Raw genomic sequence first — 21,673 nt, 5'->3', positions numbered from 1 at the left:
TGCGTGCTCTGGGGGCCCCGGCCGAAGGCTGGGTGAGTGCCGGCCGAAAGCCCTCGCACTGGACGTACTTGGGCTTTCGGCCGGTTCGAGGGTGGCGGCGCGTGCCGGGCGCCGGGTGCCGTGCCGGACTGTCCAAGCACCCCCTAGGCTGGGCCCATGCCCGAACGCAACCTCATGCCACTTGCACCCGACGGGCATCTGCGCGCTCCGGACAGTGCGCGGCTCGCCGAGGCGACCGGGGTGTTCGCGCTGCTCTCGGACGCGACCCGGCTGCATCTGCTGTGGCTGCTCGCGCAGGAGGAGTCCGACGTCGGCTCACTCGCCGAGCGCTGCGAGGCGTCGCGGACGGCCGTCAGCCAGCACCTGGCGAAGCTGCGGCTCGCCGGTCTCGTGGACACGCGCCGCGAGGGCCGGCACATCTACTACAGCCTGCACGACGGGCACTTGCGGCGCCTGGTCATGGAGGCGCTGAGCCACGCCGACCACCGGGTGAGCGGGAAGGCACCGCACGACTGAGCCGTAGTGCCCCGCGGTGGTGCCGCGAACGAAGGCCCTTTCACCCCGAACAGGCCGGAGTGGAAGGGCCTTCGGTTTACTGCTGTGCGCTACCCCGGCGGCGTACGACGAAGAACACCGCCGCGATCACGACGAGAACCGCCGCGGCGATGCCGACCCAGGCGCTCGTGGACAGCCCGCCGTCGTCGTCGCTCGCGGACTCGGCCTCGGCGTGCGGGGAGGGCGAGGCCGCGGTGTCCTCGGCGGCCGTTGTCTGTGTCGGTGACGCGGAGGGGCTTTCCCTCTCGCTGGGAGAGGGGCTGACCGGCTTGGCGCCCGGCGCGGCGGCCTTGAGATCGAGGACCGGGGCCTCGTTGCCGTGACCGTCGGCGCCGGCCTCGCCCAGTTCGATCCAGCGGTCGATCTTGCCGTCGCTGTAGGTCTGCAGCGTCTTGAACGCCAGCTCCTTCACGTCCGGCAACTGGCGTACGACGACGGAGTACTCGGCGTCTCCGCCGACCTTCACGGCCGGGCCCTTGACGGTGTATCCGTCGTCCTCGGCGGTGAACTTCCAGCCCTTGGGCCCTTCGCCGTACGTCACGTCGGCCGGGGCGATGCCCTCGGGCAGGACGACGCGCAGCTCGGTGATCCCGGCGGTGGCGGACTCGGACTCGGCCGCGAATTCGAGGGTGACGTTCTCCGCGAGGGCCTGGGCGTTGTCGGACTCGACCTCCACGTGGGCGGCGGCGGGAACGGCGGTGAGCAGTATGGCGGTTGCGGCGACTGCGGTCGCGACGGTCAGGCGTCGCGCGGTGCGCGGCCGGGTGATGCGGGCCATGGGTGTCTCCAGGCATGGGGGATGGCGGAGGCGGCCGAACAGGCGTCCCCGCAGGGTCAGTCAGATGACGAGCTCCAGCCCGGTCGGCGGGGGACCCCGCCGTACCACCACATCCGCGAGGATCGGGCCCAAGGGCGGTGGCCGCTCGGCCCCGGCCGGTGCGAGAACCGGTAGCGCGGGTCGCATCGCGTCCGTCGGCCGTCCGGCCAGCAGGGCCCACACGGCCTCAAGCCGCGTCCGCACCGCGTCGAGTGCCGATGTGAGACCGCGGGTCAACGACCAGCACGCCGCGTCCGCACGGTGCAGTAGGACGGCGACGAGCACGGCGACCAGGGCGTGTGCCGCGGTCATGGCCGCGGAATCGTGCAGGCGCTCCTGCCAGGCCGTATGGGCGTCGTCGGCGTACTCACCGCGATGACTCATGGTCATGACCGCCGCGTCATGGGCGTGCGCGGTCAGTGTCAGCCACAGGTGCAGGCCGCTCTGCGCCAGCACGCTGGAGGCCACGACCGTGACCAGGGAGCGCGGGCGACGTGTGCCGACGAGCCCCAAGGCGAAGAGCGCCGCTGCCGCCATCATGCTCGGTGGCCACGGCACCGGTCCTTCGGCGATCAGATGGTGGGCGCTCACCCCCAGCACCGTGCCGACGACGGCGAAGACCGCGGCCCGGAAAACGGGCAGTGGCGCGGGAGAGGTCGTGAGCGGCTGGTGCATGGCCCGATCATCATGAGGCATCGCCCGGACGGTTGGCAGGCGGATCCGGGAAAGAGGTGGGTGGCTCCAGCCGGTCGGCGGGGTATCTGCGGCTGCCCGCTGCCCGCCTGCCTGCCGGATGGACCGGGGCCCCTGCCCACCAACCCTGGACCGCATGACACGGTGCATCACCGCCTCGCCTGCCCCATGCGGACTGCGCGCTGGGCAGGCGGCGACGGGGATGCCGCTCTGGGCCGCCCTGCCCACGCCTCGGACGTCGAGCCACAGCCCGACGCCGGAACCATCCGCACGGCGACGCGACCACGACCGCCCCCCCGTGCTCGGCCGACTACAACCGTCCAGTCAGACCCGGTGTCACCGTTCGGCAGCGGTTCGACAGCGGACCGGCGGACCGGGACGCCGGCGCGGGTTGGTCGGGGAAGAGCCGATGCAGGGGGCGTACGAGCAGACGTGTGGTGAGCCAGGCGGCCAGCAGCGCCACGGCACGGGCGGGGTGCCGGTCACCGTCGCGTTCTCTCTGCTGACCGCGATCGGCCGGCTCCTCAGCCTCGGCGCGACCATGACCGGTCCGTCGGTCAGCGGAGGTCGGCGGATGCCAGCAGGGCGGGGAGATCGGCGATGGAGTCCAGGACGTGGTCGGGGTCGCCGGTGGCTGCCTGATGTGTTTCGGGGAGGTACTTGCCGGTCTTGACGAGGACGCCGGTGACGCCGGTGCGTTGGGCCGCCAGGACGTCGGACTCGATGTCGTCTCCGACCATCAGTGCCTGGCCGGGGTCGACTCCGAGGCGGGCCAGCGCTGTCTCGAAGAACGCGGGTGCCGGTTTGCCGGTGATCTCGGCCTCGGTGCGGGCTGCCTGCTCCAGGCCGATCAGGAACGCGCCGGTGTCGAGTTGCAGGCCCCGGTCGGTACGCCAGTAGAGGTTGCGGTGCATGGCGACCAGGCGGGCGCCTCTCTGGAGATGGCCGAAGGCCCTGTTGAGCGCGGTGTAGTCGAACTCGGGACCGGCGCCGCCCACGATGACCACATCGGGGACGGTGTCGTGGCCGGCGTCCGCGTCGGCCTCGCCGAACACCGTGACACCGGCCAGGTCCTCACCGATGTCACCGCTGTTCAGCAGCGCGCACCGGGCGTCCGGGAAGTGCTCGGCGATATACGCCGCGGTGACGGTGGGTGCGGTGAGGATGTCCTCGGCGTCCACGGGGAAGCCCGCCCCGGCCAGGCTCTCGGCGATCGACGCACGGGTCCGGGACGTCGTGTTGGTGAGCAGCGCTACACCGAGACCGGATTCGCGGATCCGCCGCAGCGCCTCGACGGCGCCGGGCAACGGCTTCCACGAGACCGTGAGCACACCGTCGATGTCGATCAGGACCGCACGTACCGACTCCATGGCAGGACGATACCCATGGAGCGCGACGCGGCGCCGAAGGCAAGGCGGAGGGCACAAGCCGCGGGACACAGGACACAAGCCGCACGGCACAAGCCGCACGGCACAAGCCGCAGGACGCAAGGCCGCAGGACACAAGCCGCGGGACAAGGGAGAAGTCGCGGGCATCAGGCCAGCGGGCGATGGCCTCGAAGGGGCCCTGTCCCGCAGTCGCTACGAAGGAGTAGGCGAAGGCCCCGATGCGGGGTCGATGTCGCACGTCAGCCGGTTTTCCGCCCCCACCGCGTGTCGATCCGCTCCCACTCCGCGTCCCACTGCGCCATACGCCGCCCGTCCAGGCGAGCACGCACCACCCAGGTGGCACACAGCATTACCGCGCCCCCACCCGTCGCGGCCAGCACACCGCCCAAGGCCGCGTGGATCCGTGCCTCCCCGTCGGTCAGGGGCGCTGTCGTGATTCCGCTCTCGTCGACCCATACCTTGATCCGGTCCCCGGACTGGGTCCTGGCCGGTACCCGGGCCTCATCCGTGCGCGTCGAACCGTCCGGCGCGGTCCAGCGCACCGTGGCCCACACCCGGTGGTCGCTCACTGCCCTGGCGGGCGCCTTGTCCTCCGCGTCCTCGGCGAGCACGGCCGATACGGCGCGGCTCTGCGCCCGCTGCCGATCGGCGGCGCGCTCAACCGCACCCGCCGCTACAAGGCCCGCGAGCAGGCCGCCCACCACAGCGAGCAGCAACCCGGCGAGCACGACCCAGGCTTCGATGACGTCGCTGCGCCGCCTGAGCGGGTTACGCCGCCACCGCCACAACCGCACCCTCGTACGCCGTGACTCAGCCATCGGTCGACACCCCCTTGTGAGCACCGACAGCACACTTCCAGTGTGCTACGGGAGAGGCTGAACGGCCCCAACCGATCAGAGTTCGACCAAAGATGGCGATCACTGGCGGTAATGGATGGTCGCGAATGGTAATGAGAGTGGCGTGATCCGCCCTCATCACGGACCGCGGCGTATGTTTCGTGTCAATGACCTGGCCACGCGCTGAACGTGTACGACGCTGGGTACAGGGACGTTTCAAGCAGCTGGAGGAGCCGATCGTGCGTGCTCGGGACCTGGCGGTCGGATACGAAACGGTGAGCGTCGACAGCGATGCCATGGAGGCGGCTCGGCTCATGGCCGAGCACAAACTGCCCGGCCTGCTGGTGCTCGACGAGCGCGGCGAGCCGAAGGCGATCCTGCCCGCCTCCCAGATGATCAAGGTGCTGGTTCCCGCCTACGTGATCGAGGACCCGACGCTCGCCTCGGTCGTCGACGAGAAGCACGCCGATCGGCTCTGCCAGGCACTGACCGGCCGCCGCGTCGGCGATGTCCTGTCCAGCAAGGCGGAGCCACCGCCGATCGCCGCCCCGGACGACACCGCCCTGGAAGTCGCGGCGCTGATGGCGCAGGTGCGCAGCCCTCTCGTCGCGGTGGCGGAGAAAGCCAAGGACGGCACGCATCTGCTGGGTGTGATCACGGCCTCGCACCTTCTCCATGAACTTCTGGGCGCGGCGGGGGCGGCGACTACCGCGTGACCACGGCCGGCATCTGCGGCCTCGTGAGCTTGCGGGGGCAGCGCACCATCAAGGACACAGCATCACAGAGGAGAACGCGTGACACGGCCGGAGATCCCCGACGAGTATCTGGCGGGGTACACACAGATACTGGCCGACGTCTGTGCCACCGGTCGCCTCCTCTCCCGGGACGAGTTGGAGTCACTGCGTGTTCAGGGCGAGCGGGCCGCGGAGGCGGGTTACGGGCTGCGGGTCCTCGTACGCCGACACCTTGCCGCGACTCGCGAAGCCCGGCCCCACCTCACGTCCGCCGAGATGGACCGTCTGCTTCCCGCGGTCGAGCAGGCGGTGGACGCGTTCGCCGAAGGACACGAGCGGGCGCAGAAGCTCGCCGTGCGCCAAGAGGAGGCCGTCCGCCGGGAGTTCATCGACGACCTGCTCTACGGCCGCAGCGATCTGGGCCGCCTGGCCGAGCGCGCCGTACGCTTCGGCCTGCTCCTCTCCCGGGCCCACGTGGTCGCCGTCGCCCAGAGCCGCGAACACGTCGACGACACCCATCCGGCCACCCGGCACGTGGAGAGCGCACTCGTCAGCCGGTTCGGTGAGCGGCGCATCCTGCTCACCACCAAGGAGGGGCGGCTCATCTGCATCGCGCCCAGCGACCAGGAAGAAGTGCTGACGTTCTTCGCCAAGCAGGCGCACGCGGTCACCGACGGCGGTCAGGTCGCCATCGGACGCCCTCACCCCGGTGCCGGAGGCGTCGTCCATTCCTACGAGGAAGCCCTCAACGCCCTCGATCTGGCTCCCCGACTGGACCTCGAGGAACCCGTACTGTACGCCGCCGACCTCCTCGTCTACCCGGTCCTCACCCGAGACCGGCAGGCCATGGCCGACCTCGTGCTCAACGCCCTCGGCCCGCTGCGGTCCGCGCGGGGTGGCGCGGTCACCCTCATGGACACACTGACCGCGTACTTCGACACAGGGTGCGTCGCGGCCGAGGCGGCCCGTCGCCTGAATCTGAGCGTGCGCGCCCTGACGTACAGACTGGAGCGCATACAGAAGCTCACCGGCGCCAACCCGGCGGATCCCGTGCACCGTTACACCCTGCAGACCGCGGTGATCGGCGCGAGGCTGCTGGGCTGGCCGGAGAAGGAGGTGTGACGGGCCGGCCCCAGAAGGCGCGTTCCTGGGGCCTCAGCCTGAAGGCGGCAACAGGTCAGCGGAGGTGCCGCTCGAAGAAGTCCATCGTCATGTCCATCGAATCCGGCCATCGAGGCGCGAACGTGTGGCCCTCGCCCTCGTACACTCGCAGCTCGACGTCCTTGTCCGCCGCCTCGAACGCGGCGGTGGTCTGCCTCGACCAGGCGATGGGACACGACGCGTCGGCGGTGCCGTGGTGGATCAGGAGTGGCTCGGTCACCCGGTCGACGTAGGTGATGGGCGAGACCTCCTTCCAGAAGGTCGGGTTCTCTTTGGGAGTGCCGTGCTTCGCCTCGATCTGCGCGACGACCGGGTCGCCGTCACTGCGCTGGAAGCGGTCGATGTTCTCGGCCGGACGTGAGCTCACCGGTGCGAAGACCACGGCGGCGTCGACGAGGCCGGGCGCCACGACCAGCGTGTTGTACACGACGCCGCCGCCCATCGACCGTCCGAGCAGGCCGATCCGTTCGTCGTCGATCTCCGGGCGGCCGGACGAGCGCAGCGCCATGACGGCGCCGATGACGTCCTCGGTGTAGCCGAGGCGGAGGTTGACGTCGTTGTCGGGGTCGTCGTCGGAGCGGGCGTGGTTGCGGTAGTCGCTGTGCAGGACCACATAGCCGTTGCGGGCCAGCAGGTCCTGCTCCCGCGCCAGCCCGCGGCCGCTGGTGTAGACGGCCGGGTCGATGTAGCCGTGCGCCAGCACCAGTGCCGGGAAGGGTCCCTTGCCCTCGGGGATGTTCATGATTCCCGAGATCGTCAGCCCGTTGGCTTCGTAGGTCACCGCGTACCGGGTGTATGTGCCGGTCCGGTCGAGTACGTCGCCGAGCCGGAGGTCGGAGCCCCGGTGCTCGCGCGCGATCAGGCCCGGGATCGACACCGGGCTGGCCGCCGTGGGCGTCGGAGTCGAAGTCGGGGTGGGCGCCCGGCTGGGGTCCTCGGTCGTGGCTCGGGCCGACGTCGGCGCGTCCGTGCGCGCGGCGTCGTTGTCGCCGCCCCCGGTGCAGCCGACCGCGGCCACCAACACGAGCCCGGCGGCGATGCCGGCCATGCCCTGCCATCGCATGCGGTCCATTGTCTCCGGCAGCCTTCGGTCAGGCGAGGGCGAAGTAGCGCAGCCACACGTAGAGGAGGGAGAGGCCTACGGTGACGGCCGTGACGACCAGGCCGTACTTGGTGAACTGCCAGAAGGTGATGGGTTGTCGGTTGCGCTCGGCGATGCCGAGGACGACCACGTTCGCGGAGGCGCCGATGGCGGTGGCGTTGCCGCCGAGGTCGGCGCCGATGGCCAGGGCCCACCACATGACGTGGTCGCCGGAGCCGCCCATCGCCTGGACCAGGTCGCTGGTGATGGGCGCCATGGTGGCGACGTACGGGATGTTGTCGACGATGCCCGACAGCACGGCGGAGGAGCTGAGCATCAGCATCGAGCCCCCCAGCTCGTTGTCGCCGATCGCCTCGGCGAGGGCTGTGGAGACCTCACCGATGACGCCGGTCTCGATCAGTCCGCCGATCATGATGAACAGGCCCGCGAAGAAGGCCAGAGTGGGCCATTCCACCTCACCGAGCACCTCGCCGGTCTCCGCGGTCGAGATGGCGATGAGCAGGCCCGCGCCCAGCAGCGCGACCACGCTCGGCTCGTAGTGCAGGACCGGGTGAAGCACGAAGCCGACGACGACCAGGGCGAGCACCACGAGTCCCTGGACGAGCATGCGCGGGTTCTTGATGGCCTCGCGCTCCTCCAGTTCCATGACTTCCGCGGCGCGCGCCTCGTCATACACGAACGATTTACGGAACAGGAAACGGCAGAGCCCGATCAGCACCACGGTCAACACCGCGGACAGCGGGGCGAGATGGACCAGGAAGTCGTTGAAGCTGAGCCCGGCGCGGCTGGCGATGATGATGTTCGGCGGGTCGCCGACCAGGGTCGCGGTGCCGCCGATGTTGGAGGCGAACACCTCTGCGATCAGAAAGGGCGCCGCCGGCAGGGACAGCCGCTCGCACACCAGCAGGGTGACCGGCGCGATGAGCAGCACGGTGGTGACATTGTCGAGCATGGCCGAGGCGAACGCGGTGATGACGATGAGCATCACCATGACTCGGAACGGTTTGGCCCTGGCCCGTTTCACCGACCAGATAGCCAGATACTCGAACATGCCGGTCTTCTTCAGCACGCCGACGATCATCATCATGCCCATGAGCAGGAAGATGACGTTCCAGTCGACGCCGCTGTGCTCGGAGTAGAAGGCCGACGCGTCGTCGGTCGCGCCGATCGCCAGCATCAGCGCGGCGCCGCCGAGCGCGGCCGCCACACGGTGGATCTTCTCGCTGATGATCAGTCCGTACGTCGTCACGAAAACGACGATCGCGGCCCAGCTCTGCCAGCCGTTCACGATCCTCCGATGAGTCGTTCAATGTGGTTCATGGTCATGAACGGGTGGTCCGTGGTCATGAACGGGCGAGTGCGATGACGTGGCCGCCCACCGGCAGGCCCCGGAAGAGCCACGGATTGCGCAGCGCGCCGAACACCAGCAGCGCCGCGAAATCCCCCAGCTCGGCCAGCGCCGCGAGGTAGTGGGTTGGCGCGAGTGAGGCGGCACGTGGCGTACAGGATCACGCTGATCGCCAGCGGCAGTAGCGGCTGTAACGTCGGCTCGGTGGCCGGCAGCCGGAAGCGTACGAGGCCGATCACGGCCGGTGGCAGTACGACGCCGAAGACCACGATGAGCACCACGGCCGGACCCCGATCGGAAGAGAGAGTGATCCCCTACTCGCCGACCAGGCTTCCCGGCACACCGGTGGGAACCTTACAGGCCCTTGACGCGTCTTTAATAGATCGCCATTACGCACGATGGGCGCTGTGACATTGCCGGATTCCGGAAATCCAGAGGATGGCGTCCGCTGCCCGACCGGAGCCTCAGAGCCTCAGAGCCCCAGTGGTTCAGCTGAGTTCGGCGAAGACGTCCACCGCGTGGGTCTTGCCGGTGACGACGATGACCTCGCCCTTCTGGACGACGGTCTCGCCGGTCGCGTACGTGAAGTCCTCGCCGGGGCGTTTCATTGCCACGACCGTGACGCCGTACGTGCTGCGGACGTGGCTCTGGCCGAGCGGGATGCCGGTGGCGACGGCCGGGGCGACCGTCTTCACCAGGGCGTGGTCGTCGTCGAATTCGACGAAGTCCAGCATTCGGCCGGTGACCAGGTGGGCGACGCGCTCGCCCGTCTCATGATCGAGGAGCACCACGGGGTGGACTCCGAGGCCGTCGAGGATCTGGCCGCGCCGGCGGCTGATGGCCTTGGCCCAGATGTGGCGCGAGGGCTGCCGAAGCGGCCGAGGCCGATGACGGCGAGCCGTTGATCGCCGCCTGCGACGGCCGCCGCCATGCCCGTGTCACCTGTCTCGCCACGTCGCTGTCCATTCCCCGGCTGGCTACGTATCCGCGGTTCTCGGATGTCCGGCATCGAAAACTCGCCAAGATCCCGGGCGCACCTACCTGCGAGGACGCCGGCCGGCGTTCGAGGGCACGCGGCATTCCCGGAAGGTGCGGCGCAGGTCGTCGACCCAGGCGTCGGGGATCTCCCAGGGTATGAAGTGGCCGCCGCGCTCGTGAGCGGTGAGGTTGATGTGGTGGTACCAGTCGGCGCGGTCGCTCGACAGCCAGCTCTGGATCCGCTGCTCGGAGGTGGTGACGCCGGGCGGGTTCTCGTGGCCGACGAAGGTGATGCCGGTGGGGGCTTCGACGGTCGGTCGGCGGTCGTGGGAGGGAGTCCAGGGGTAGCGGTTGGCGTTGGCGTAGTAGCGGATCGACGTCCCGATGGCGTTGTTCACCCAGAAGATCATGGCGTGGGTGAGGAGATCGTCCTTGGAGAAGACGTTCTCCACGTCACCGTGGTTCTCGCTCCACTTGTCCCAGCGCTCCAGGATCCAGGCGAGCAGGCCGACCGGCGAGTCGCTGAGCCCGTAGGAGAGGGTGCTGGGGGCGAGCATGTGGGCGGCCAGGTGGACGGCGAAGCGCCGCTCCAGGGAGACGAGTTGGCGGTGTGCGGGCTCGGGCAGGCCCTCGGGGATCGGCCGGCCGCCGCTGAGGTCCCAGGCCCGGTCACCGTTGAAGAAGGTGAGCTTCTGGCCGGAGCCGATGTGGATGCCGTGCAGTTCGTCGGCGTACTTGTGGCCGAGCTGGCCGGTGACGAGGGCGCCGACATCGCAACCGCCGGCGGCGTACTTCTCGTAGCCGAGCGTGTCGGTCATCAAGGTGTGCCAGAGGTCGGCGACCTTCCAGAAGTTCATGTCGGGGTGGTCCGGCAGGGGAGCGGAGAAGCCGAAGCCGGGCAGGGAAGGCACGATGACGTCGAACGCGTCGGCCGGGTCTCCTCCGAAGGCGGCGGGGTCGGCGAGCGGGTCGACGACCTTGGACCAGTGCCAGAAGGTCCACGGCCAGCCGTGCGTCAGGATGAGCGGCGTGGGAGCGGGGCCGACGCCGGGCCGACGCATGAAGTGCACCGGGACGCCCCGGACACTCACCTGGTAGTGCTCGTAGGCGTTGATCGCGGCTTCGGCCTTGCGCCAGTCGTAGCGGTGGAGCCAGTGGTCGGCGAGTTCCTGGAGGTAGCCACGCCTGACGCCGTAGTAGCCGTCGTCGTTGCCCGAGTCGTCGGGCCACCGCGTGAGGCGCAGCCGCGCCTTGAGGTCGTTCAGCACGGCGTCGGGGACGTGCAGGGGAGCGGGGTCCAGCGGGAAGCGGGCGGTGCCTGCCATGGGAATCCTTCCGTGGTGGGACGGGACAGGGGGAAGCGGCCGTGTCGCGGGTCAGCTCTCGGCCTCCATGAGCGCGGCCATCCGTGCCAGCGCGGGCAGCGCGGCGCCGATGGCGTGCCGTTCGTCGGGAGTCAGGGTTTCGGCCAGTTCCGCGAACCGGCGGACGCGCTCCTGGTGCCGGGTCCGGATGATCCCCGCACCGGCCGGGGTCACCTGGACGAGTACCGCGCGCCTGTCCTCGGGATCCGCGCGGCGCTCCACCAGCCCGTCCCTTTCCAGCCGCTGGACGAGTTGGGTGATCGCGGGCTGGGTGATCTGCTCGGTCACCTTCAGCGCGGTCAGCCGCATGGGGCCCAGGTGGGCCAGTGTGTGCAGGACCGACAGCGTGGTGAAGCTGTGCTTCTCGGCGGCGGGGAGCCGGATGGAGGCCCTGGTGAACCTCCCCAGCACGGTGGCGAGGCCGTCGGCGTCGAGGTCTTGTGGGCTGCGTGGGACCATGGCGCCAATATATCGCTGATTTATTTAAATTGCTTATGTAGTTTCGGACGGGCGACTCCACGGGTCGTTCGCAGGGCCCTGGTCGGGTTCCGGGGCAGGCGCGCATCACGCAAGCTAATAAACTTTGACTAGTGACCGCGCCGAAGCGTACGTTCGAGGTCCGATCGCGCCGCTGTGCGCAGGCGCCGGGTGTCCTGAGAGACCTGGGAACCAGCTGGACAAGGTGGGGGACTGTTGCCGGAGACGACGTACGCAAATGAGACGACGGTGCCTGTACTGCCGTGCGCGGCGGTGGAGGAGACGTTGGAGTTCTACCGGGCCCTCGGCTTCGAGGCCACCTACGAGCAGACGAAGCCGTACCTCTATCTCGCACTGAGCTGGAGCGGCTTCGAGGTGCACTACGGCAGGGCGCCCCAGGGGCACGAGCCGAGCCGGGAGGACGGCGGCTGTTGTCTGGTCATGGTCGACACGGTCGCGCCGTATCACGCGGCGTTCACCCAGGGCATGCGGGCCGCCTACGGCAAGGTCCTGGCCACGGGGCGTCCGCGCATCACGCGCTTCCGCCCCGGTCAGACCCGCTTCACTCTGGTCGACCCGTCCGGCAACTCGCTCATCTTCATTCAGCGGGACGAACCGGCGGAGCTGGCGTACGGCGGTTCCAAGAAGCTGCACGGACTGGCGAAGGCCCTCGACAACGCCCGTATCTTCCGCGAGTTCAAGAACGACGACCGTGCGGCGTTCAGAACGGTCAACTCGGCGCTGCGCAGGCACGGACCGCAGGCCTCGGCCGTCGATCGGGCGCTGGCCCTGGCGACCCTGGTCGAACTCGCGACCGCCTTGGAGGAACCGGACAAGATCGACGAATGGATCGGGGAGTTGGAGACGATCCGGCTCACCGACGCGGAGCGGCGGCGAGTGGAGAGCGAACTGCGCAACGTCGAACTCCTGACGGGGTGGCTGACGCCGGGACCTGCGGCCTCCGACGACAACACGGGGGACTCCTGACCGCCCGTACTGGTGACCGCGCGTACTGGGGTCCTGCTCAACCGGGGTGCCGCGGGGTGGAGTTCGCGGCGTGAGGCAGGCGCCATCAGGTAAGTGAGGTTCTCAGAGGCGGCCCGGACGAGTGGTGCACCGGCGGGCGAACTCGGGCCGCCGCTGAGGTTGCCTCTCCCTGTACTCCGAGGTGCCCCTGGCAGGGAGTGGTCGGCCCGTCGTGCGTGCCGGGCGGCTGATGGAGGGTCATCGGGCCGCGTACGCCGCAGATTGCCCGGCGGTTCGTCCCCGGTAGCCGAGTGGTTGGGGGACGAGTTCGAGTATTTGAGGCGTGTTCGCGTGGTTGGGACGCGTCCCAACCGTTTCTTCGTCGTGTGCGTCGCATGTGTCCGCGCGGCTCGGCCTCCCGTCCTCGTCGCCGGACCCTGCTGTGCCCGGAGTGACGCCCGCGCGGCACTGAGGCGCAGCCACAGCGTTGAGGTGCGTTTCTCTGCGCGTTACCGGAGTTGGCCGGATGCGTTCTGCGCGAAGCGTTGACTAGAAAGCGCTTGCCCCCTACGTTTCCCGTTCAGCAGCGTGACCCGCTCCTGACACCTCGTATATGAGATGTCAGATGCCGGAGGCGGCTTGGCCTGGGAACGTGCACTTCTCGGGATGCCGTCCGGAGCCGCATCCGTGGCGCTGCGCTCGCAAGGCGATCCAAATGACGTACGTCGTTCATGTATCTGAAGGATGGAACGCTCTCGGAAGGGACGCACCCCCATGCGTACTCGCCCCCCACGCGCCACCCCCAGGAGACCGGTCCTCCCGACGGTCGCGGCAGCCGCTCTCGCGATCACCACCGCCGTCGTCCTGCCGCAGTCCGCGGGCGCCGCCGAAACCTCCCCCATTGGTTTCGGCGCCGGTACCACTGGCGGCGGCGGCCGAACGCCGTCACCGTCTCCTCGCTCGCCGTCTTCAAGACGGCCGTCACCGGTAACGCGGCGAAGGTCGTCAAGGTGAGCGGACTGATCTCGCTCTCCGGGCAGGTCGACATCGGCTCCAACACCACGATCCACGGCTACACCGCCGAACCCGCCTCGTCGGTCGTCGCCTCGGTGACGTCCGGAGCGGGCGCCGGAAAGCTCTGACCTTCCTCCTCCCCATCGACAGAAGAAGGAATCGGGACATGACTTCACAGGCACGGCCGCGTATGCGGCAGTTACGCGGGAAATCCTCGCGCCAGACGTTGATCGGCGGCCTGGGCGCACTCGGTCTTACGGTTGGCATGATCATGTCAGGTAGCGGGCTGACCGGGGCGAGCGCCGCCACCTGGCCGACCCCCACCAGCAGCGAGGGCGTGTCCGCCACCATCCAGGTGTCCGGTACCAAGGACTACGGGATGAAGCGTTTCTACGGCACCGGCGACCTGGCCGGCGACGGCCAGGAGGAGGGCCAGGACCCGATCCTCAGGCTCGCCGACGGCGCGGTGCTGAAGAACGTCATCATCGGCGCGCCGGGCGCCGACGGCATCCACTGCTACGGCAGCTGCACGTTGCAGAACGTCTGGTGGGAGGACGTCGGCGAGGACGCCGCCACCTTCCGGGGCGGCACGGGCGCCACGTACAACGTGAGCGGCGGAGGCGCGAAGAAGGCCGCGGACAAGGTCTTCCAGCACAACGGCGGCGGCACGCTGAACATCTCGAACTTCGCCGTGCAGGAGTTCAAGACGCTCTACCGCTCCTGCGGGGACTGCTCCACGCAGTACACGCGGAAGGTGAACCTCAACACCATCGACGTGACCGGGACGGGATCCACGGCGCGGCTCGTCGGCATCAACGTCAACCGCAATGACGTGGCGACGCTGCGTGGCATCACGATCCGCAACGACTCCGGCCGGAAGGTCGTTCCCTGCCAGAAGTACAACAACAACACCGCGGTCGGCACGGGCCCGGACAGCACCAACTGCCTGTACTCCAGCTCGGACATCACCTACAGGTAAGCCGGTGCAGGTGACGCGTACAGGTGAGCCGGTGTACGTGACGCGATTCAGGTGAGCCGACGTCTCGGCGGTCGAACGAACCTTCCTTCCCCTGGAGGTTCGCTCGGCCGCCGAGCGCGTTCCGGTAGTCGGGTCAGTCGGGTCAGTCGGGTCAGTCGGGTCAGCCGGTCGTCACGAGTCAGGAGTCAGGTGTCAGCGATAGGCGTCAGACGTCAGGAGTCAGGAGTCAGGTGTCAGCGGTCGACCGGCTGACAGGCAGGGGGACGGTCAGGACGGGGGAGAGGCGGGCTTGTCCGCCACAGCAGCCGATGGGCCCGCGTGTGCGTGCGTCCTCTTCGGCGGCCGCTGCTGCCCGAGCAGGTCGAGCAGGATCATCGCGTCGTGGTCGGGGGTGCCTGGTTCGGCGCAGTACGTGACCAGGCGGTGGCCGGGGGTGCCTGCCACTTGCATGGACTGGTAGCCGAGGGTGAGTTCGCCGCCTCGAGCGGGGCCTTCCGAAAGTGGTCGCGGCGCGGACCACGCCATCTGGGCCGACATCGTGTCAGAGGGCGTCGTTGACTTGGAGTTCGAGAGTCGACGGCTCGGAGTCGGAGCGGATTATCCGGTTCCGGCCCGGGCCGTGGAAGCGTCGGTTTCGAAAAACCTGGTGATCACCCGCAGCGCGTGACCGAGGGTTGCGCCGAGCGGCGGACCCGTCGGCTCGTGGGGCTGCGAGGCCCAGTGCTCGACCGCGATGCGCAGCGTGGTGTTGATCATGCCCGCTTCGAGGCGGACTTCCAGATCGTCCTCCGAGCGATCGGTGGCCTCGGCGATCAGACCGGCGAGCACATTTTCAGCGTCGAAGTGCGTCTCCAGCCAGACGGCGCGCACTCCGGGCTCGTCACGGCTCAGGCGGACGAGGTCGCGCAGTGTTACCAAGTGCTGCGCGACGACCACGCCGGGGTCGTCCATGGCCGAGATCGCCCGGCTGAGAGAGCAGTTTCCTCTCCAGTGGTCCCGTAGGCGCTCGGTCAGCTGGTCTAGCCCTGCGGTGAGCAGGGGGCGCACGCACTCCTCCTTCGAGTGGAAGTAGCGCCACAGGGTGCGTGTGGACACCCCGGCGGCCGAGGCGATGTCCTCCGCGGTGGTTCCCGCCACACCCCGGGCAACGAAGAGCCGGACCGCCTCGTCGGCGATCTCCATACGCGTCGCCTCACGGCGCCGTTCCGCCAACGGCGGTCGCCCCGCGCCCCCACCGGGTCGCCCGGCCATCCAGCCCTCCTCGCCTCAGCGCGACGATCTTAATTCATGGCGCACTGCGACAGCATGGCGCACAACGACACAGGGGAGTACCGTGACGCCGCACCAGCGCCTCAGGCAAGGGAGGTCCCATGAGCACCACAGGCCTGTCCGGTAAGAGCGTCATCGTCACCGGAGCCGCGGCCGGCATCGGCCGCGCCACCGCTCTGCGCTTCGCGGCGGAAGGGGCGAATGTCGTCGTCGCCGACCTGAACGCCGAAGCGGCCAAGGGCGTCGTCAGCGAGATCGAGGCCGGGGGCGGAACGGCCATCGCCGTCACGGGAGACCTGAGTGACCCGGCGGTGGTCGACGAGGTAGTGGCCGGCGCGCTGGGCGTCTTCGGCGGCGTCGACGTCCTGGTCAACAACGCGGGCATCATGGACGACATGTCGGCGGTGGCAGACGTCACCGACGCCGTGTGGGAGCGGGTCCTGCGCGTCAACCTCACGGCGCCGTTCCTGATGGCGCGGGCGGCTCTGCCGCACATGCTCGCCGCGGGAAGCGGAGTCATCGTCAACACCGCGTCCGAGGCGGCGCTGCGCGGCAGCGCGGCGGGCGCCGCGTACACCGCTTCCAAGCACGGAGTCCTGGGGCTCACCCGGTCCCTCGCGGTGATGTACCGGGATCAGGGCATCCGCGCCAACGCCATCGCCCCCGGCGGCACGGCGACAGGCATCACTGCCGACGCCGGCATCGACCGGGAGGCCCATGGGCCGTCCGTCCTCATGCGGCACATGGGCAACATGGGTCGCGTCGCCGCGCCCGAGGAGCAGGCCGCCGCCATCGTCTACCTCGCGTCCGACGCGGCCAGCAGCGTCAACGGCGTCATTCTGCCGGTGGACAACGGATGGGCGGCGGTCTGACTACAGGAGGCAAACAAGCCAACGGCCAGCCAAACAGGGCAGGTTGTGGCCGGCGATTCACATGAGGCGAGTCGTGGGGAATAACGTGGGCGTCCACGACTGGTGTTCGACGGTTTCGTGGTTCTCACACTACGTACACGCAGGAGCGTCCATGACTGATGAGGCAGAGAACTCCGAGCGGGAGGCGCTCTCCAAGATCGATACCTCCGTGCCGCAGTCGGCTCGGATCTGGAACTACTGGTTGGGTGGGAAGGACAACTACGAGGTCGACCGTGTGGCCGGTGACGCGTTCCGCGAGATCTTCCCCGGTATCGAGACCGGAGCCCGCGCCGCCCGGTACTTCCTCGCCCGTGCCGTTCGCCATCTGGCCGCTGAGGAAGGCATCCGGCAGTTCCTGGACATAGGCACCGGACTGCCCAATGTGGACAACACCCACCAGATCGCCCAGCGGGTAGCCCCTGAATGCCGGATCGTCTATGTCGACAACGACCCGTTGGTGCTGGCACACGCCCGCGCGCTGCTCACCAGCACCCCGGAAGGCGTCACCAACTACGTCGACGCCGACCTGCGCGATCCGAGCACCATCGTGCGGGAAGCCGGGAAGACGCTGGACTTCGACCAGCCCGTCGCTCTCATGCTGATGGGCATCCTGGGGCACATCGAGGACTACGACGAGGCGCGCTCGATCGTGCGGGAGCTGGTCGCCGCCCTGCCCTCCGGCAGCTACCTCGTGCAATACGACAGCACCAGCACCAGTGAGGCCTACGTCGAGGCCATCCAGCAGTACAACGAGGGCGGCTCGATCCCGTACATCCTCCGCGGCCCGGAGCAGATCGCGCGCTACTTCGACGGTCTGGAACTGCTCGAACCGGGGGTTGCGTCGTGTTCGCGGTGGCGTCCCGACGCCAGCGCCTGGGGCCTCCCCGCGGAGGTGCATCAGTACGGCGGTGTCGCCCTCAAGCGATGAAACCCGCTGACTGCCGGCCCACGTCTCGGATCAGGTTTCCTGGAGGACGCGATGGAGGATCGTCGGAGTCTCGTCCGGTGATTCGGCTTCGACCACCAAGCGGTTCATGACATCCCAGTAGCACTCGATCTCGGCGGGCTTGTCGGGATAGAGGGCAGTGGCGAGCTGTTCGAGGTAGACCACGTCAGGCAACTGACCGCCGGGCAGACGCAGGACGGTGACCGGACCGGCTTCCGCGGCGTGGCCGCCGACGAGGAACGGCATGATCTGCACGGTGACCTGCGGGAGTTGGCAGATCTCGATGAGATGCCTGAGCTGGGCGCGCATCGTGCTGATGCCGCCCACCGGGCGACGAAGCGCTGCCTCGTCGATCACGGCCCAGAGCTGAACCGGGCGCTGCCGGTGCAGGATCCGCTGGCGTGTCGTCCGCAACGCGACCCGCCGATCGATCTCCTCCGCGGAAGCGCCCGGGTGGGCGAGCCGGACGGAGGCACGCGCGTAGTCGGGGGTCTGCAGGAGGCCGGGAACGCGTTGGACCTCGAAGCAGCGGATGAGACTCGCCGCCTGTTCGGCCGCGAGGTAGGCCTGCATCCAGGCGGGCACCACGTCGTTGTAGTACTGCCACCAGGCGGGGGCGTTGGCCTGTTCGGCCAAGGTCAGCAAGGTGGCGCGTTCGGCCTCGTCCGTGACTCCGTAGAGAGTGAGCAAGTCGGCCACGTCACGCAGTTTGAACCCGTGGCGACCACCCTCCAGCCGGCTGATCTTGGACCGGGAGGCGCGGATGACATGACCCGCGGCCTCACGGGAGATGCGCTGGTCCTCCCGCAGTCTGCGCAGCCGTGCGCCCAGCAACAAGCGCGGCACCATGGGGCCGACCGACCGGCCGTCCAAGACCCCGCTGTCGGACGGCGTACGTGCGGCCTCTTTGGTGCCCATGGGCATTCTCCCTGCGGTGAACGCAACTCTGCACGCGTACAAACACTGCGGCCAGCCATCCTAAGGGCTGTCCGGTACATGCTCTTCGAGCCGGCGTGGACCCCGCTGGACGGCGGGATCCGATGGAGCCCTCCGGCCATAACTTGCGGCGGGTTCATGGGCTCGCGTCCGCCGGAGGGGTGCGCCGTTCCCTGACGCGGACGAGCGAGCGAGCACTTGGAGCGCGAACGACTGCGCTGGTCCTGTCCGCCGAGACGGCTCGCCGGGCAACCGAAGCCGGAGCGGCGGGGATCATCGACCTTTCCTCGCGGAATTTCGACGAGGCGATCGCCGGTCTGACGGACGGCCAGCGTGACGACCTGGCACTGGACCCGTCGGCGGTCCGCGGCTGGGCGACCTGTTGATGGAAATGGCGGCGTGTCAGGGGTAGCCCGTGGGACGGCCTCTCGGTGCGAACAGCCCATGTGTCGGCCGGCCACGGGCAGGGTCCGACATCTCGGCCGTCGGCTCACCAAGTGACACGCTCGGTGAAGCGCGCTTCGCGCCAGTGGCCGCTGCGCACGTTGCCCGCGAACGTATTCGACACTACGGTCCCCAATGATCACCCGGCACACGCCGGAGTGGGCAACAGACGAGGGAACACCACATGCGGGAGCAGTCGGCAGGCGTCATCCGCAACCCGGTCCTGGCCGGCTCGCACCCGGATCCGTCCGTCCTGCGGGTGGGGTCGGACTTCTATCTGGCGACGTCGACGTTCGAGTGGTACCCGGGTGTGCGTCTCTGCACCGTTCCACGGACCTGGTTCACTGGCGGCCCCTCGGCGGTGCCCTCGACAGCACGCGGCTGCTGGACCTGACGGGGTGTCCGGACTCCGGCGGTGTGTGGGCGCCCGACCTCAGCTACGCGGACGGCCTGTTCCACCTCCTCTACAGCGATGTGTCCACCTACACGGGCGGTTTCACCGACAGCCCCAACTGCCTCGTCACCGCCCCATCGATCCAAGGCCCTTGGTCGGAGCCGGTGTTGTTGCACGCCCGTGGCTTCGACGCGTCCCTCTTCCACGACGGTGCGGAGAGTTGGATGCTGAACATCGTCCACGACTGGCGTCCACGACTGGCGTCCAGGACACGGCGGTTCCGCGGGCCTGGAGGCGCGGCGCTACGACCGTGCCGCAGGCCGCCCGACCGGCGAACCGGTCCCTGTCGTGCTGCCGCCGCAGGCCGGTTGGATCGAGGGCCCCAACCTCTACCGCCGTGGCGAGTGGTACTACCTGCTCACCGCGGACGGCGGCACGGGCTACGAACATCAGGTCACCGTCGCCCGCTCGCGCACCCTGACGGGGCCTTACGACCGCGACCCGCAAGGCCCGCTGATCACGGCCCGCGACCACCCCGACCTGTGGTTGCAGAAGGCAGGACACGGCAGTCTGGTGGAGACCGAAGGCGGACAGTGGTACCTGGCCTACCTCGTCGCTCGGCCCCACGGACGACGAGGCCCGTGAGAGGAGGCCCCACCGTCATGTGCGGGTCGCTGTCAGCGTTTGACGGTCAGCGGCACCGTGTCCTCGATCACCGCCCGGCCGTCCTCCGGCGAGTCCCAGTACGCCGTGAGCAGGCCGGCGCCCGAGCGGGTCGCGTTGTAGGGGATCGTCACGTCGAACGTGCCACGGGTTCCGGTCCCCGAGGTCGCTGTGACGTACGGGTTGGCCACTGTGCGCCCGGCGGCATCGGTGATCTTCAGCCGGAGGGTCGCCTCGAACGTGTTGGCGGTACCCCACACCCGGGCCGGGGTGCGGATGGTGTCGCCGATCATCGGCGACTCGACCAGGACGAGCGGCGACATGTCCTCGAAGTCGGCCCGGCCCACCGGCTCTTCGAGGATGATGCCCTCGCCACCGAAAGCCGTCACCGGCTTGCCGTCCAGTTCGAACTGCACCTTGTGGATGGATGGGAAGCGGGTCGCCGTGAACACGACCTGGGCGAGCCTGGCCTGCATCGACAGGCTCCCCCCGCCGTCGTCGTACCGCCCGGACAGATCCACCGTCGCGATGTGACGGTCGACCACGACCGAGTTGAGCTTCGTGCCCGACGGGATGGCCGTGGTGCGGCCGTGGCTCCGTTCGTAGCGGTTGGGTCCGTCCAGCAGGGCGCGCAGGGCGCCGGCTGCGGTGGTGGGCACGGTCACGGTGCGCGGCGCGGGTGAGACCTTCTCGCCGTGCAGGAAGTACACCGCGGTGCGCACCTGGCGCGGGCCGCTACTGGGCGTCGTCGGTGTAGAGGGCGTGCTGGGCGTTCCCGAGGTGGACCCGGATGAACTGCCCTGCCATGGAGCGGCGTTGCCGTTTTCGGTGGTGCCACCGGTGGTGCCCCCGGTGCCCGGTGCGCTAGGCCGACCGGTATCGGAGGACGCACCGGAGGTGGCGGCATCGCTTCCGCATGCGGTCGCTGTGGACGACGCCAGCAGGGCCGCCGCGGCGAGAACCATCGCACTACGCGGCCGGTGGGACGGACGCCTGGTGGAGATCTCTGTGCTCATGTCAGCCTCCTCCAACGATCCCAGGCAACACCCGCTGGAGCAGGTGCCCCAAGTGCCATACGGGCATGGGTGAATGGGTCGTACGGCACCGATCCCGGGCCAGTCGGCCGCAGGTGACGCGGGATCAGCCACGGGCTCCCGTCGTGGCCACGTGCGCGGTGGACTGTGCCCGCCACGTCCTCGGCCCAGCCAACCAGCAGGAAGGCCACGCCGATCAGCGGCCGGGCGAGGACCGAGGGCTCGGCCGCCGTCACGTCGGCTGATACCGGCCTGAAGGTCGTCGGCGCTCTGAGGCGGCACGGCCACTTCGGTCTGCAGCTCGTCAGGGTCGCCCACGTCCTGCTGCGTCATTCCGAGTGCCCGGTCGCCGTCCCTCAGCGAGGTTGACCTTCGGCATGTGGGCCGTACATACCCCTACAGGCGGCTGCTTCGCCAACTGTAGGGCGGTTCCCGAAGACAAGGCGGGCCCGGCGCACTGTCCCGGGACGTACGCCGCCGGGTGCCATGACCGCGCGGTGTCGACGGTGGAGGGTGGCCCAGGCCGCGCAGGATGCCCACGCCACCAAGGACCCTCGGCACGGCTGGTGCGACGTGCATGTTACCGAAAGGGCCGTACATCTCCGGACGGCCGCACGTGAGTACAAGCCGTGGGAGCGTCGGGGGGGGGAGGGGGGGGGGAGGG

22 protein-coding genes and 4 pseudogenes are annotated in these 21,673 nt (G+C 69.1%); 13 read left to right on the top strand and 13 right to left on the bottom strand.

The genetic code is table 11. From position 1 onward, the window contains the following. Positions 1–156: 156 nt before the first annotated feature. A complete protein-coding gene (locus tag ACTWQR_RS20495; protein ID WP_443228563.1) occupies positions 157–516 on the top strand; it encodes an ArsR/SmtB family transcription factor in 360 nt (119 codons plus the stop codon). Positions 517–592: 76 nt separating this feature from the next. Here ACTWQR_RS20495 and ACTWQR_RS20490 read toward each other — a convergent pair whose 3' ends face one another. The 4 genes from ACTWQR_RS20490 to ACTWQR_RS20475 form a co-directional block, all read right to left on the bottom strand. After that, positions 593–1,333: a DUF1775 domain-containing protein gene (locus ACTWQR_RS20490; protein ID WP_443228562.1), complete on the bottom strand. Its 741-nt coding sequence runs from the start codon at positions 1,331–1,333 to the stop codon at positions 593–595. Between the two features lie 60 nt (positions 1,334–1,393). Continuing rightward, entirely contained in the window at positions 1,394–2,047 is a 654-nt protein-coding gene (locus ACTWQR_RS20485) for a hypothetical protein (protein WP_443228561.1), read from the bottom strand. 575 nt (positions 2,048–2,622) lie between these two features. Continuing rightward, the gene (locus tag ACTWQR_RS20480; protein WP_443228560.1) at positions 2,623–3,435 is read right to left on the bottom strand and encodes an HAD-IIA family hydrolase; all 813 of its coding nucleotides are present in this window, start codon (positions 3,433–3,435) and stop codon (positions 2,623–2,625) included. A gap of 257 nt (positions 3,436–3,692) precedes the next feature. Continuing rightward, on the bottom strand, positions 3,693–4,271 hold the full coding sequence (locus tag ACTWQR_RS20475; protein WP_443228559.1) for an Rv1733c family protein: 579 nt from the start codon (positions 4,269–4,271) through the stop codon (positions 3,693–3,695). Positions 4,272–4,528: 257 nt separating this feature from the next. On the opposite strand from ACTWQR_RS20475, the gene ACTWQR_RS20470 reads away from it, so the two are divergent. Further along, the gene (locus tag ACTWQR_RS20470) at positions 4,529–5,005 is read left to right on the top strand and encodes a CBS domain-containing protein (protein ID WP_443228558.1); all 477 of its coding nucleotides are present in this window, start codon (positions 4,529–4,531) and stop codon (positions 5,003–5,005) included. A 78-nt stretch (positions 5,006–5,083) separates the two neighbouring features. Continuing rightward, complete coding sequence (locus ACTWQR_RS20465) at positions 5,084–6,145, top strand: PucR family transcriptional regulator (RefSeq protein WP_443228557.1); 1,062 nt, start codon at positions 5,084–5,086, stop codon at positions 6,143–6,145. Between the two features lie 55 nt (positions 6,146–6,200). Here ACTWQR_RS20465 and ACTWQR_RS20460 read toward each other — a convergent pair whose 3' ends face one another. The 5 genes from ACTWQR_RS20460 to ACTWQR_RS20440 all read right to left on the bottom strand — a co-directional run bounded on the left by ACTWQR_RS20460 (position 6,201) and on the right by ACTWQR_RS20440 (position 11,435). Further along, complete coding sequence (locus tag ACTWQR_RS20460) at positions 6,201–7,247, bottom strand: alpha/beta hydrolase family protein (RefSeq protein WP_443228556.1); 1,047 nt, start codon at positions 7,245–7,247, stop codon at positions 6,201–6,203. Positions 7,248–7,275: 28 nt separating this feature from the next. Then, positions 7,276–8,574 carry an SLC13 family permease gene (locus ACTWQR_RS20455; protein ID WP_443228555.1) on the bottom strand — a complete coding sequence of 433 codons (1,299 nt, stop codon included), beginning with the start codon at positions 8,572–8,574 and terminating at the stop codon, positions 7,276–7,278. A 548-nt stretch (positions 8,575–9,122) separates the two neighbouring features. After that, a complete protein-coding gene (locus ACTWQR_RS20450) occupies positions 9,123–9,425 on the bottom strand; it encodes a TrkA C-terminal domain-containing protein (protein ID WP_443228554.1) in 303 nt (100 codons plus the stop codon). Between the two features lie 246 nt (positions 9,426–9,671). Next, positions 9,672–10,937, bottom strand: a complete 1,266-nt coding sequence (locus ACTWQR_RS20445) for an epoxide hydrolase family protein (protein WP_443228553.1) — start codon at positions 10,935–10,937, stop codon at positions 9,672–9,674. Between the two features lie 51 nt (positions 10,938–10,988). Continuing rightward, on the bottom strand, positions 10,989–11,435 hold the full coding sequence (locus ACTWQR_RS20440) for a MarR family transcriptional regulator (protein WP_443228552.1): 447 nt from the start codon (positions 11,433–11,435) through the stop codon (positions 10,989–10,991). 267 nt (positions 11,436–11,702) lie between these two features. On the opposite strand from ACTWQR_RS20440, the gene ACTWQR_RS20435 reads away from it, so the two are divergent. The 3 genes and pseudogenes from ACTWQR_RS20435 (at position 11,703) to ACTWQR_RS20425 (ending at position 14,412) form a co-directional block, all read left to right on the top strand. Next, positions 11,703–12,440 (top strand): glyoxalase, encoded by a 738-nt coding sequence (locus ACTWQR_RS20435; protein WP_443228551.1) that lies wholly within the window; start codon positions 11,703–11,705, stop codon positions 12,438–12,440. A gap of 753 nt (positions 12,441–13,193) precedes the next feature. Beyond that, positions 13,194–13,492: pseudogene (locus tag ACTWQR_RS20430) on the top strand (pectate lyase); the annotation flags it as partial. 107 nt (positions 13,493–13,599) lie between these two features. After that, positions 13,600–14,412 (top strand): pectate lyase, encoded by an 813-nt coding sequence (locus tag ACTWQR_RS20425; RefSeq protein WP_443228550.1) that lies wholly within the window; start codon positions 13,600–13,602, stop codon positions 14,410–14,412. A 267-nt stretch (positions 14,413–14,679) separates the two neighbouring features. Here ACTWQR_RS20425 and ACTWQR_RS20420 read toward each other — a convergent pair whose 3' ends face one another. Further along, positions 14,680–14,937: an MmyB family transcriptional regulator gene (locus tag ACTWQR_RS20420; protein WP_443228661.1), complete on the bottom strand. Its 258-nt coding sequence runs from the start codon at positions 14,935–14,937 to the stop codon at positions 14,680–14,682. Between the two features lie 72 nt (positions 14,938–15,009). Continuing rightward, on the bottom strand, positions 15,010–15,663 hold the full coding sequence (locus ACTWQR_RS20415; RefSeq protein ID WP_443228549.1) for a TetR/AcrR family transcriptional regulator: 654 nt from the start codon (positions 15,661–15,663) through the stop codon (positions 15,010–15,012). Positions 15,664–15,782: 119 nt separating this feature from the next. Here ACTWQR_RS20415 and ACTWQR_RS20410 point away from each other — a divergent pair, with 119 nt between their 5' ends. Together ACTWQR_RS20410 and ACTWQR_RS20405 are read left to right on the top strand one after the other, a co-directional pair. Continuing rightward, on the top strand, positions 15,783–16,553 hold the full coding sequence (locus tag ACTWQR_RS20410; protein WP_443228548.1) for an SDR family NAD(P)-dependent oxidoreductase: 771 nt from the start codon (positions 15,783–15,785) through the stop codon (positions 16,551–16,553). A 151-nt stretch (positions 16,554–16,704) separates the two neighbouring features. Beyond that, positions 16,705–17,520 carry an SAM-dependent methyltransferase gene (locus tag ACTWQR_RS20405; RefSeq protein ID WP_443228547.1) on the top strand — a complete coding sequence of 272 codons (816 nt, stop codon included), beginning with the start codon at positions 16,705–16,707 and terminating at the stop codon, positions 17,518–17,520. A 30-nt stretch (positions 17,521–17,550) separates the two neighbouring features. Here the strand turns inward: ACTWQR_RS20405 and ACTWQR_RS20400 are convergent, their stop codons facing one another. Continuing rightward, positions 17,551–18,456 (bottom strand): helix-turn-helix domain-containing protein, encoded by a 906-nt coding sequence (locus ACTWQR_RS20400; RefSeq protein ID WP_443228546.1) that lies wholly within the window; start codon positions 18,454–18,456, stop codon positions 17,551–17,553. 179 nt (positions 18,457–18,635) lie between these two features. Here ACTWQR_RS20400 and ACTWQR_RS20395 point away from each other — a divergent pair, with 179 nt between their 5' ends. The 4 genes and pseudogenes from ACTWQR_RS20395 to ACTWQR_RS20380 all read left to right on the top strand — a co-directional run. Further along, entirely contained in the window at positions 18,636–18,860 is a 225-nt protein-coding gene (locus tag ACTWQR_RS20395) for a hypothetical protein (protein WP_443228545.1), read from the top strand. 242 nt (positions 18,861–19,102) lie between these two features. Continuing rightward, complete coding sequence (locus ACTWQR_RS20390; RefSeq protein WP_443228544.1) at positions 19,103–19,312, top strand: family 43 glycosylhydrolase; 210 nt, start codon at positions 19,103–19,105, stop codon at positions 19,310–19,312. Further along, positions 19,216–19,485, top strand: a pseudogene (locus tag ACTWQR_RS20385) (family 43 glycosylhydrolase); the annotation flags it as partial. The gene ACTWQR_RS20390 and the pseudogene ACTWQR_RS20385, both read left to right, overlap by 97 nt. A 112-nt stretch (positions 19,486–19,597) precedes the next feature. Beyond that, positions 19,598–19,957: pseudogene (locus ACTWQR_RS20380) on the top strand (family 43 glycosylhydrolase); the annotation flags it as partial. 32 nt (positions 19,958–19,989) lie between these two features. Here ACTWQR_RS20380 and ACTWQR_RS20375 read toward each other — a convergent pair. Continuing rightward, positions 19,990–20,991 (bottom strand): GerMN domain-containing protein, encoded by a 1,002-nt coding sequence (locus ACTWQR_RS20375; RefSeq protein ID WP_443228543.1) that lies wholly within the window; start codon positions 20,989–20,991, stop codon positions 19,990–19,992. 255 nt (positions 20,992–21,246) lie between these two features. Between ACTWQR_RS20375 and ACTWQR_RS20370 the strand changes: the two are divergent. Beyond that, positions 21,247–21,378 (top strand): annotated as a pseudogene (locus ACTWQR_RS20370) (universal stress protein); the annotation flags it as partial. Between the last annotated feature and the right edge of the window lie 295 nt (positions 21,379–21,673).

Origin of the sequence: Streptomyces sp. 2A115, assembly GCF_052245575.1 — a bacterium.
Classification (GTDB): domain Bacteria; phylum Actinomycetota; class Actinomycetes; order Streptomycetales; family Streptomycetaceae; genus Streptomyces.
Note: the sequence above shows the minus strand (reverse complement) of the source record. Positions and strands in the feature narration are given on the sequence as shown.

Coding starts and splice junctions, on each gene's coding strand:
- ACTWQR_RS20440 (WP_443228552.1), bottom strand. CDS start 11,435: ATGGTCCCACGCAGCCCACAAGACCTCGACGCCGACGGCCTCGCCACC.
- ACTWQR_RS20490 (WP_443228562.1), bottom strand. CDS start 1,333: ATGGCCCGCATCACCCGGCCGCGCACCGCGCGACGCCTGACCGTCGCG.
- ACTWQR_RS20375 (WP_443228543.1), bottom strand. CDS start 20,991: ATGAGCACAGAGATCTCCACCAGGCGTCCGTCCCACCGGCCGCGTAGT.
- ACTWQR_RS20405 (WP_443228547.1), top strand. CDS start 16,705: ATGACTGATGAGGCAGAGAACTCCGAGCGGGAGGCGCTCTCCAAGATC.
- ACTWQR_RS20420 (WP_443228661.1), bottom strand. CDS start 14,937: ATGGCGTGGTCCGCGCCGCGACCACTTTCGGAAGGCCCCGCTCGAGGC.
- ACTWQR_RS20480 (WP_443228560.1), bottom strand. CDS start 3,435: ATGGAGTCGGTACGTGCGGTCCTGATCGACATCGACGGTGTGCTCACG.
- ACTWQR_RS20425 (WP_443228550.1), top strand. CDS start 13,600: ATGACTTCACAGGCACGGCCGCGTATGCGGCAGTTACGCGGGAAATCC.
- ACTWQR_RS20485 (WP_443228561.1), bottom strand. CDS start 2,047: ATGCACCAGCCGCTCACGACCTCTCCCGCGCCACTGCCCGTTTTCCGG.
- ACTWQR_RS20445 (WP_443228553.1), bottom strand. CDS start 10,937: ATGGCAGGCACCGCCCGCTTCCCGCTGGACCCCGCTCCCCTGCACGTC.
- ACTWQR_RS20460 (WP_443228556.1), bottom strand. CDS start 7,247: ATGCGATGGCAGGGCATGGCCGGCATCGCCGCCGGGCTCGTGTTGGTG.
- ACTWQR_RS20410 (WP_443228548.1), top strand. CDS start 15,783: ATGAGCACCACAGGCCTGTCCGGTAAGAGCGTCATCGTCACCGGAGCC.
- ACTWQR_RS20390 (WP_443228544.1), top strand. CDS start 19,103: ATGCGGGAGCAGTCGGCAGGCGTCATCCGCAACCCGGTCCTGGCCGGC.
- ACTWQR_RS20400 (WP_443228546.1), bottom strand. CDS start 18,456: ATGGGCACCAAAGAGGCCGCACGTACGCCGTCCGACAGCGGGGTCTTG.
- ACTWQR_RS20415 (WP_443228549.1), bottom strand. CDS start 15,663: ATGGCCGGGCGACCCGGTGGGGGCGCGGGGCGACCGCCGTTGGCGGAA.
- ACTWQR_RS20495 (WP_443228563.1), top strand. CDS start 157: ATGCCCGAACGCAACCTCATGCCACTTGCACCCGACGGGCATCTGCGC.
- ACTWQR_RS20475 (WP_443228559.1), bottom strand. CDS start 4,271: ATGGCTGAGTCACGGCGTACGAGGGTGCGGTTGTGGCGGTGGCGGCGT.